This window comes from Paracidovorax wautersii, from assembly GCF_900113035.1.
GTDB classification, from domain to species: Bacteria; Pseudomonadota; Gammaproteobacteria; order Burkholderiales; family Burkholderiaceae_C; genus Paracidovorax; species Paracidovorax wautersii.
The window spans coordinates 1-8,504 of record NZ_FONX01000035.1; the positions used below are offsets into that span (position 1 = coordinate 1).

Consider the following 8,504-nt stretch of genomic DNA (forward strand, 5'->3'; position numbering starts at 1 on the left):
CCCCCAGTAATTACCATAGACAGCTCGGCCTCTTACAAGGCCTCGCTCCAGAATGGCACATGACACCGCATAACAATTGCCAGGCCAATCGCCGAGGGGCATGCCGATACGATCCACGATCTGAGAAATACTCAATTCGATCAGCAATCTCAAAGGCTTCACTGGTATGTGACCATTCAGGAGATTTCAGGAGGGGGAACCGCGTAGATTCGTCCTTGCGCCTCACCCCCATAGCCGGCATTGACCAGCACCGGGGCGACAAAAATCGTCTTGCGAAGAGTGCGTTCTGGACCGTAAGGCTGGCGCCTAAAGTGGCCGCGTCGAAAATGGGCGGCGATTGTTTTCCCACTCTCCGCGACCTCCCGGATATGGCGTGCCGCAATGGACTGGGCGAACATCTTGCCCGCAAAGCGCACCTTGGAGTACCCAGCCTTAAGCAGTGTGTTCTCAATGGTTTTAACCGCTCCTGGCTTTATAGCCGCCTGCAATGCAACCAATGCTTCCGCTGGAGTGTCACGCCCCCAGTCGTCCGATATATCCTGGGGCTCGACCGCAAGGTAGAACATTGTGTTCACAATGAGTGAAAGTGCCTTCTGCAACAGCGGCCCCTTTTCCGCCAAACGTTCCACTGGAGCGGGCACCTTCACCACTTGGCCATACTGTCGCTCAAGCCGCCTTTCCATTCCTGCCATTTGTTCATACATTTTTGCATTTGCAGCAAGAACATCTGCAATGGAGTCAACCAGAGCTTGCGATACAAGCTTCGATGGCTCATTGAGAAGAACAGACACTCCAATCATTGACTCACCCATTGGCAGTGATAGGAAATGGGGCTGACCAAATCCCTGAGGCACAAGGTCAATCGTCATTCTGTCATCCAAGCACGCGACAAAAGCACCTTCAATATTGACCCCATCATTGCTCAGACCAGATTCCGCGCCAAAGTGCAGGTAAAAGCATTTCGCAGGGAACACCAACTCCCCGCAGGGAATGTCTTCGGCATCGGTGATAAGCAGGGTTTGTCTCAAAGACTCAGAAAGATCAAATATGATTTTTCCTCCGTCCATGTATGATCCGAATACTTGCGTATTGACCATTTCGCACTGCAGCGGACCAGGTCCATTTTCCCTTCCAATTTTTGCCGCAGCCCTTTTCAACAGAGGAAGAAGTTGTTCGCGTACAAACGCCATACGAGCAGCCTCGCCCCGCTTGCTCTCTGCGATGAAATGTTTGCCGACATGGATTGCGAATGGCCTCGTTGCCTCATACCGGATAGGCGCATAGACACTTCGCTTGTTGATCTTGATCTGCATGATCTCCCTTGCTCTCACGGTTGCCGCGAGCCTGAACGACATCAATAGTCGCTGCCGCCATAGCCCTGGGACAGATTCTCGAACCGCGTCTGGTTCTTCTGGAAGAAGAGCTTCACGGTGCCGGTCGGACCGTTCCGCTGCTTGCCGATGATGACTTCGGCGATGTTCGGCTCCTTGGACTCCTTGTTGTAGTAGTCGTCGCGGTAGATGAACATGATGATGTCCGCGTCCTGCTCGATGGCGCCCGATTCCCGCAGGTCGGACATCATGGGCCGCTTGTCGGCGCGCTGCTCCACCGAGCGATTGAGCTGCGAGAGCGCGATCACCGGGCACTGCAGTTCCTTGGCCAGCATCTTCAGCCCCCGGGAGATCTCGCCCAGTTCGGTGGCGCGGTTGTCGGCGTTGGCGGTACCAGAGCCGCTCATCAGCTGCAGGTAGTCCACCACGATCAGGCCCAGCTTGCCGCACTGGCGCGCCAGTCGCCGGGCGTTGGCCCGCAGCTCGCCCGGCGTCAGGCCCGGCGTTTCGTCGATGTGCAGCGACACGGTGCGCAGCCGCTCAATGGCCTCGGTCAGGCGCGGCCATTCCTCGTCGCTGAGTCTGCCGGTGCGCAGGTTGCCCTGGTTCACCCGACCGATGGAACCCACGATTCGTACCGCCAGTTGGCTGGCGCCCATTTCCATCGAGAAGATGGCGACCGGCAGGCCTTCATTGAGCGCCACGTGCTCGGCGATGTTCACGGCGAACGAGGTCTTGCCCATGGAGGGGCGCGCGGCCAGCACGACTAGATCACCTGCCTGCAGGCCCGAGGTCATGCGGTCCAGGTCGGCGAAGCCCGTGGGTACGCCGGTCACGTCCATGGGGTTGTCGGCCATCTCCTGGACCTGGTCCAGCAGGTCGATCACCAGCGTGTCCAGCGACTGGAAGCCCTGCTTGTTGCGCGAGCCCTCCTCGCCGATGGCGAAGATCTTGGCCTCGGCCTCGTCCAGGATCTTCTCCACCGTCTTGCCCTTGGGATTGAAGGCGTTGGTGGAGATCTCGTCGCTGGCCGTGACCAGCTTGCGCAGGATGGAGCGCTCGCGCACGATCTCCGCATAGCGGCGGATGTTGCTGGCGCTGGGCACGTACTGCGCCAGATTGTTCAGGTAGGTGATCCCGCCCACCTCATCGGCCTTGCCCAGGCTTTGCAGTTCCTCGAAGACCGTGATCACGTCGGCCGGCTTGCTGGCATTGACCAGCTTGCCGATGGCCGCATAGATCAGCTGATGCTCAAGCCGGTAGAAGTCACTGTCCACCAACAGGTCACCCACGCGGTCCCAGGCGTTGTTGTCCAGCAGCAGGCCACCCAGCACGCTGGACTCTGCCTCAACGGAGTGTGGTGGCACACGGAGCTGCTCCAATTGTTCATCGCGCATTTCAATATCCCTGCTTACCAGCCAGCTCGGCCTTGATCTGATTCACCATCTCCGGGTACTTGATCTCCAGTCCAAGGAAATCAGAAATTCGGGAATGTAAGAGCGATTCGTCATCCCAAGGCTTATCGGTGATATGCCCCAGAGACTCTGCTAGGAGCGACTTGGCTAAACCCTGGGACGCCATCCAGGCAACTGACCATACAGCTGCCATTTCTTCGCTTGCCGGGTCATTCCAGTCGCGTTGGTACCTAGCCTCAAATGTCGCCTTCATATCGACTTCAAGGTCGCTCTCGGTCAAGGAGGTGGGCTTCATGGCATCCGGACTTTATATGGTTGATGCTTTGATTTTGAGGGTACTTGTACCCCGCGTCAAGAACTTTTGACGTGCTGTTTGAAGTTTTTTTCTGCATGTGCCAGCAGTTCATCTTTAAGGGGGCGGAACTTGGGTGAGTCAGAGCGAACAAGAAACGCCTTGAATGTGTTGATCGAATAGCCAGCAGGTCCCATTCCCAAGTTGAAGATCGCAAGCGCTGCAGGCTGACTCAAGCCGCTCGCATCGACCAGCTCGCGCAGACGCTCATTGTTTGTTTTCATAGGGTTCATGTACCTTCTTTTACCAAAGTCAGCAATTGCCACGCAGCTTGTTGCTTTCTGTTCCAGGCGTCTTCGGCCGACTCTTCCCCCATCCATTCGCAGTCCAAGGAGCCTGGCTCTAGACCAAGGCGCATTTCGACTTCTGCAACGGACGAACATTGCAAGGGATTGCGCAGCGGCTTCACGCCGCCCGAACGCCCGATTCCTCCGAAGAAGTACCGCGCCGTAAACGCCCCCTCTCCCTCGCACTCCATCTGCGCAAAATAGCTCGTGTCACCGTCAGATCGACCGGCATCAGCAGGCCGAATGAAAAGCGCCCGCTTGAGATGAAGCCCCAGTAAGCTGCAAGCGGCATCCGCTAAATCTTCCCCCTCGACCTCCACAAACGACGTTTCAAAAGGCAGCAGGAAACGTAGCTGGTATTTCATGGCTCTGCTTCCTCGACTACTTCATGAGCGACCACACGACGAACTGGCCACGACGCTCCCAGGTAATCAAACCCTTCTTGCGCAGCGCCTGCAGACGGCGGTCCACCACTCGAAATTCTTCCTTTGGCTGGTTCATCAGCGGCTTGGCCTCGGCATCCAGCGCCGTGGTCAATGCAGCTGCCGTGTTCTCGCCGGAGGCGATAAGGGCCAGCATCTTCTTATCGAAGTCGGTGTAGTCGCGAGCTTGCTTCGTCATAGTCTTTCTTGATGATTTAGGCCACTTGTTCTGCAAGCAGCTGGTGCCCGACTTCGGTTAGGCCTTCGCCTTCGCCTTCGATTGCACCCCACATCACCAGCGTGCTGCGACAGGTCATCAGCCCGCGCGCATCGCTCATCCGACCAGCACTGAGCTTGCGGCCATCACGAACGGCTTCCAGCACTTGGCGGTGACCACTGTTCATGCGGGCTCGCATTTGCTTCAGAGTAGGCGTGGTCATGATGGGGCGGTTTCCTTGGTGTCAGGTGTTTTCGATATGCGCAGCCAAGATGCGCATGCTGCGATTCCGAGAGTTGCCCGCTGGGCGGTAAATCTCAGCTCCAGGCCGATAGCGCTCACCGCTCGCGTCACACACGCCAGGCTTTCGAGCTTTGCACTTCGACCAGAGTTGACCCGAGTACACCTCGCCCAAGTCGCGGACGGTCAACGACGCCAGACCGTCGCCTGGGCGCTCGTTAATCGAAAGCAGCTTGCTCATGGGGCGTTTTCCCTTCATCAGCTCTTGGTGATTTTGCGGCGCACTGCAGTCACATGACCGCCGCGACTTTGGCCTTGCACGCGGGCCAACTCGACACGCAGGAGCACAAGCATCTCTGCATCAGTACAGGTGAAACGATCCGTCATCTTGGCTTCGTCTAGCAGCTGCGCGTCAGCAGTTTGTGCCCGTCGAAAAGCATTCCTAGCAGCAACTCTTGCGATGCTGCGCAAGATGTGCGCAGTGGGGGCGCTCATGCTGCTCATGGCTCTGGTTTCCTACATGTTCCGGACGTTGCCGTCGCGATTCATTACCGCCTGCACGGTCACACCGGCAGCTTTCTTGACCTCTTCCAAAATTGCCGACAATGCAATCGCTGCGTCGATAAGTTCGTGCTCGATCTCTTCAACAGTCCAGTTCTTTCCAGGGCTGAAGTGCTTCTCCAGCATGCTGACCAGTTCTGACGGCATACCTTCGGCAGGGAGCACCGGCTTGTCGCTCAAATGCTGGTAATCCCAGCCAAACCAGTACCAACCTACTGGCCGATGATCACCGTCCCCAAAGCCACGGAAAGTGATGCCCCCATGGCACTCAAACTCCAATGCGTCCATGTCGGCGATCCAATGGTCTTTAGGGACCCCAAGGTAGCCGCAGTACCCGTCAAATCCTTGGATGACAAGACCTCGAAAGGGCGTTCCATGAAGTGACTTGTCAAATAGCGCCATACATTTTTCCCTCGATTTATTCAATTGAATCCTGTCTGATCATGTTCAAACAGGTTAGGGTTGCCGCGACGTTCAACCTCTTCGCGAATCCTCTGCGCGTTCTGCCGAAGACTGGCCAGCATTTCCGCGACATTCGATTCCGTGCATCCGACTTTGAGCAACGTGCTGAGAGCATGAACCGCTCCTTGCTGGACAAATTGCTGCGCCAGAAGTTGTTCGTCCTCCATCTCGCGAAGCTGGTTGACAAAAGCCGATGGCCCCTGCGAACTAATCTCTTCGATGCTTGCCATACTTTGCTTCCCTTCGCTCAGGTCGCCAGCAATTTGCGGCCGTCGTCGGTGAGGCGCAGCCACACCTCGCCCGTGGGCAGACCCAGCGGGCCGCACAGCATCCGCGAAGACTTCAACAGACCGGCGTCGATCAATGCTTTGATGCGGGGACGCACAGGCTCCGCCGTCAGCGCCTTGCCCGACTCGTTCAACGTATCGACGCGCTGGAGGATATCGGTCGTGGTGCTCATGGATGCTCCCTCCTTTTTCCTTTGCTATTCAGATTCCAAGCCAGCCGGCACAAACCATCAAGCGACTTGATGGTGACCCCCGAGCGCACAAGGGATTCCACGGTCGCAGGGTGGACGGTGCGGGTAGCGACAGCACGTGGCATCTGGCCTCTTGGCGGTGGTTAATGCCTTGATTGTAGGGGCACTTGTACCCCGATTCAAGGAATTTTTATATGCTGCTTGAAGTTCTTTTCTGCATGTGCCAGCAGCTCATCCTTGAGGATTGAGATACGTCGCAAGTTTGCGTTCCAGTTGTGTGAGGCCTGGACCGTTCCAGGGTCTGGCTTATTTTTCGTAGGCCGGCATGCTCGTATGAGCTTCGCAGGGTTTTTTACGACTTCAACGACAAGGAACAGGTCTTCTGGAACGAAGGCGTCTTGTAGCAGTGCACAGGATGCTTTCGTATGGTTTATTTCCGAATATCTGCAGCAGTCACGTTTCGCCAACTACCGTCCATTACTTTCGACCAGTCAGAATGATCGAATCCGCCAATTCGCAGGCTCCACTTCGCTGTGCCGCTCCAGGTGGGTAGTCCAGGCCCAGTGAACGCCCATTCACCAGTATGAATTTTCAAGCCTTGATGGTTTGGGAGATGCTCACCAGGGAGAGTTATTGGAGTGTAGACAAGAGGGAATTCGTCTGGAAGGTCCGCGATCGCGGCCTTGAGTTCACCGACCGTCTTCGCATATGAACTTCTGTAGAAACGCTCAAAGTCCTCATCCTCCTTTGACTTTGGGAGTGGCACGCCAAAGTGTTTACGGATATCTGTATCGAAGGCAAAAGTCAGAAACTCCACATGATCCGATCTATGGTTGCGGATACTGGGCTGAATGTTGAATGGCTCAAGCTTTTTGAAGAAGTCACTCTTCACCGCTTCTTCCGCACGTCCTCCTTCTACCTTAACAGTGACGCGGAATGGTAGATCTTGGCCTCCAACTTCGTGATCCTTATCGATATCGTAGATATCTACTAGCGTGAATTTCATATCGCCACCTCTCTTTACTTGGAGTAATCCCGCATCCAACGCCGAGCTTGTGCCAGGCAGGCTTTGCATGTGACCTTGGGTTGGAAGGATTGGCCGTCGCCGTCGTGGGCACGATCAACGACGGATGACCAGCGCTTGCCGTTCGTGCCGCTGGCCGATGTGCAAAGGAAGTCGCCAGCCTGGCGCTTCAAACGCCCTGCCTGCAGTTCTTCAAGCAGGTAGACAGCTCTACGGTTCTTTGCTGCGGCCATCACCCCAGGAGGTCTCAGAGAGGCCGGAAAGCACATCTTTAATACCCACATCCCAGCGCACTGGCAGCACGATCCGCCCATTGAATGCTTCGGCATCGGCGCGCAGCGCGTTGAGCTGCAGCCGGCGCTCCTCGGTCTTGGCCGCCTCGGCGTCATGCCAGGCCTGCGCTTCGCGCTCGATCTCCTCGTGTGTAGCGCAGACGAAGAAACCCGAGCCGTTGAGCCATACACGCACGGCCGTGCCAGCAGCCGGCGCACCGCGGCACAACCGAAGTGCGACACCATTGACCGTCACACTCCCGTCAGCCGCAACCTCGGCCGAGTGCTGGCCATGCCTCACCGTGTTGAACCACATAGGGTCCAACATGCCAGGGCCTGCGACAGGGTAGGTCTGCATTGGCTGCTTTCCTCTCAGTAAATCTGCTGCCACTCCATGGTGTGGTACTGTGTTCCACAAGGACCTTCAAAGGGTTCCATGCCCTCCAGACGAGTACCTGCGAGCCCCATCCACACGACGCGAGCCTTCACCATCTCAGCGATCAAAGTACGGCCGTCCTCGGCCCAGGCTTGTGCGACGCCTCCTCGCACATCAAACGACACGCTTCCTGGCACTGCTACAGGCTCTCGGACTTCCCGCTCAAAATTGGATCAAGCTAGGGTTGACCTCAATGCCGTGGTGCTGATTCATCAGATCGCAAAAAATCAGCCAGTCATCCGAGCTTGGTGCTACGTGGGTGCAATGCAGGCACTGCGCCGCGCCACCCATCTGCTGGGTGACAGTCGTATGCACATCAAGCCCAAACCGTTTGGAAAAACGTCCCACAGTTGACCCATCCAGCGCGTGCACCCAAACGGTAGATCCATCAGCGCTCAACTGCACATGTTCGAATTGGTAGACCGAATCCATTGATTCTCCTGCTGGATCAGGATCGAACAGGGGAGAACTGCGCAGCCAATTCATTGACCGAGCCAAGCTCATCCTTGGTTTTCAGTTCGCCAGCGGCCTCAAGCCTTGATAATGCCTGCCCAACCGCCATCGGCCCCAGCTCCATCATGCGTGCGAGGACGTAGGCGTCGCATGGCTTACGCTGATACCGCAGCAATGCCAGAACCTGCTCATCGGCGCGACTCGAAAAGTCTGGCATCCGGATTAGCGAGCTTTCCAAAGTCCGGCTTCTCATCATTTACGCCGCTTCGGCGCCGCAGTCAGCTTTTGCGCGAAGGCAAGCTTTTCCACTTGCTCCTGGCGGGCCTTGGCCAATCGCCCCATCACCGTTTCAGTATCCCCTGGAATTCTGAACAGCTGGTGTGGGCGACGATCCAACAGGCGATCATCTTTTTGCTGTGGCATGGTGCTCTTTCATTCACTCGGCTGGTACGCCATTGGGGTGCCGCCGGCGCACGCTTTCAGCCCAAAACTATCCTTGGAATTCGGGCAATGCGTCGTACTCGGCCTGGGTCATCATCACCTCTTCGGTGGTG

General features: G+C 56.6%; 19 protein-coding genes. All 19 read right to left on the reverse strand.

Annotation, left to right across the window (positions count from 1 at the left end; all coding sequences use genetic code 11):
• Positions 1–176: 176 nt before the first annotated feature.
• The gene (locus BM070_RS24660) at positions 177–1,313 is read right to left on the reverse strand and encodes an AcrVA2 family anti-CRISPR protein (RefSeq protein WP_139222975.1); all 1,137 of its coding nucleotides are present in this window, start codon (positions 1,311–1,313) and stop codon (positions 177–179) included.
• 41 nt (positions 1,314–1,354) lie between these two features.
• Complete coding sequence (gene dnaB / locus BM070_RS23520) at positions 1,355–2,728, reverse strand: replicative DNA helicase (RefSeq protein ID WP_092942707.1); 1,374 nt, start codon at positions 2,726–2,728, stop codon at positions 1,355–1,357.
• A gap of 1 nt (position 2,729) precedes the next feature.
• Complete coding sequence (locus tag BM070_RS23525) at positions 2,730–3,041, reverse strand: hypothetical protein (protein ID WP_245785345.1); 312 nt, start codon at positions 3,039–3,041, stop codon at positions 2,730–2,732.
• A gap of 56 nt (positions 3,042–3,097) precedes the next feature.
• A complete protein-coding gene (locus BM070_RS24665) occupies positions 3,098–3,322 on the reverse strand; it encodes a YehS family protein (RefSeq protein ID WP_175518597.1) in 225 nt (74 codons plus the stop codon).
• A gap of 5 nt (positions 3,323–3,327) precedes the next feature.
• Entirely contained in the window at positions 3,328–3,750 is a 423-nt protein-coding gene (locus BM070_RS24670; RefSeq protein ID WP_139222977.1) for a hypothetical protein, read from the reverse strand.
• Between the two features lie 16 nt (positions 3,751–3,766).
• Positions 3,767–4,006, reverse strand: a complete 240-nt coding sequence (locus BM070_RS23530) for a hypothetical protein (protein WP_092942710.1) — start codon at positions 4,004–4,006, stop codon at positions 3,767–3,769.
• Positions 4,007–4,022: 16 nt separating this feature from the next.
• Positions 4,023–4,247, reverse strand: a complete 225-nt coding sequence (locus BM070_RS24675; protein ID WP_139222978.1) for a hypothetical protein — start codon at positions 4,245–4,247, stop codon at positions 4,023–4,025.
• A 21-nt stretch (positions 4,248–4,268) separates the two neighbouring features.
• A complete protein-coding gene (locus tag BM070_RS23535; protein WP_092942713.1) occupies positions 4,269–4,505 on the reverse strand; it encodes a DUF3331 domain-containing protein in 237 nt (78 codons plus the stop codon).
• Between the two features lie 17 nt (positions 4,506–4,522).
• On the reverse strand, positions 4,523–4,768 hold the full coding sequence (locus BM070_RS24680; protein WP_139222979.1) for a hypothetical protein: 246 nt from the start codon (positions 4,766–4,768) through the stop codon (positions 4,523–4,525).
• Between the two features lie 12 nt (positions 4,769–4,780).
• Complete coding sequence (locus tag BM070_RS23540; protein WP_139222980.1) at positions 4,781–5,113, reverse strand: hypothetical protein; 333 nt, start codon at positions 5,111–5,113, stop codon at positions 4,781–4,783.
• Between the two features lie 134 nt (positions 5,114–5,247).
• Complete coding sequence (locus BM070_RS23545; protein WP_245785346.1) at positions 5,248–5,517, reverse strand: hypothetical protein; 270 nt, start codon at positions 5,515–5,517, stop codon at positions 5,248–5,250.
• A gap of 17 nt (positions 5,518–5,534) precedes the next feature.
• On the reverse strand, positions 5,535–5,747 hold the full coding sequence (locus tag BM070_RS23550) for a hypothetical protein (RefSeq protein WP_092942718.1): 213 nt from the start codon (positions 5,745–5,747) through the stop codon (positions 5,535–5,537).
• A 448-nt stretch (positions 5,748–6,195) separates the two neighbouring features.
• Positions 6,196–6,840, reverse strand: coding sequence for a hypothetical protein (locus BM070_RS24685; RefSeq protein WP_139222981.1), 645 nt, complete (start codon positions 6,838–6,840; stop codon positions 6,196–6,198).
• The gene (locus tag BM070_RS25390) at positions 6,786–7,118 is read right to left on the reverse strand and encodes a hypothetical protein (RefSeq protein WP_491896639.1); all 333 of its coding nucleotides are present in this window, start codon (positions 7,116–7,118) and stop codon (positions 6,786–6,788) included. The genes BM070_RS24685 and BM070_RS25390 overlap by 55 nt, the downstream gene beginning before the upstream one ends.
• A complete protein-coding gene (locus tag BM070_RS23555) occupies positions 7,000–7,419 on the reverse strand; it encodes a hypothetical protein (protein ID WP_092942721.1) in 420 nt (139 codons plus the stop codon). The genes BM070_RS25390 and BM070_RS23555 overlap by 119 nt, the downstream gene beginning before the upstream one ends.
• 240 nt (positions 7,420–7,659) lie before the next feature.
• Positions 7,660–7,929: a hypothetical protein gene (locus tag BM070_RS23560; protein WP_092942724.1), complete on the reverse strand. Its 270-nt coding sequence runs from the start codon at positions 7,927–7,929 to the stop codon at positions 7,660–7,662.
• A 16-nt stretch (positions 7,930–7,945) separates the two neighbouring features.
• A complete protein-coding gene (locus tag BM070_RS23565; RefSeq protein ID WP_092942727.1) occupies positions 7,946–8,167 on the reverse strand; it encodes a hypothetical protein in 222 nt (73 codons plus the stop codon).
• 35 nt (positions 8,168–8,202) lie between these two features.
• The gene (locus BM070_RS24935; protein ID WP_175518598.1) at positions 8,203–8,373 is read right to left on the reverse strand and encodes a hypothetical protein; all 171 of its coding nucleotides are present in this window, start codon (positions 8,371–8,373) and stop codon (positions 8,203–8,205) included.
• Positions 8,374–8,440: 67 nt separating this feature from the next.
• Positions 8,441–8,491, reverse strand: a complete 51-nt coding sequence (locus BM070_RS25380) for a phage upper tail fiber protein (protein ID WP_434803214.1) — start codon at positions 8,489–8,491, stop codon at positions 8,441–8,443.
• Positions 8,492–8,504: the final 13 nt, after the last annotated feature.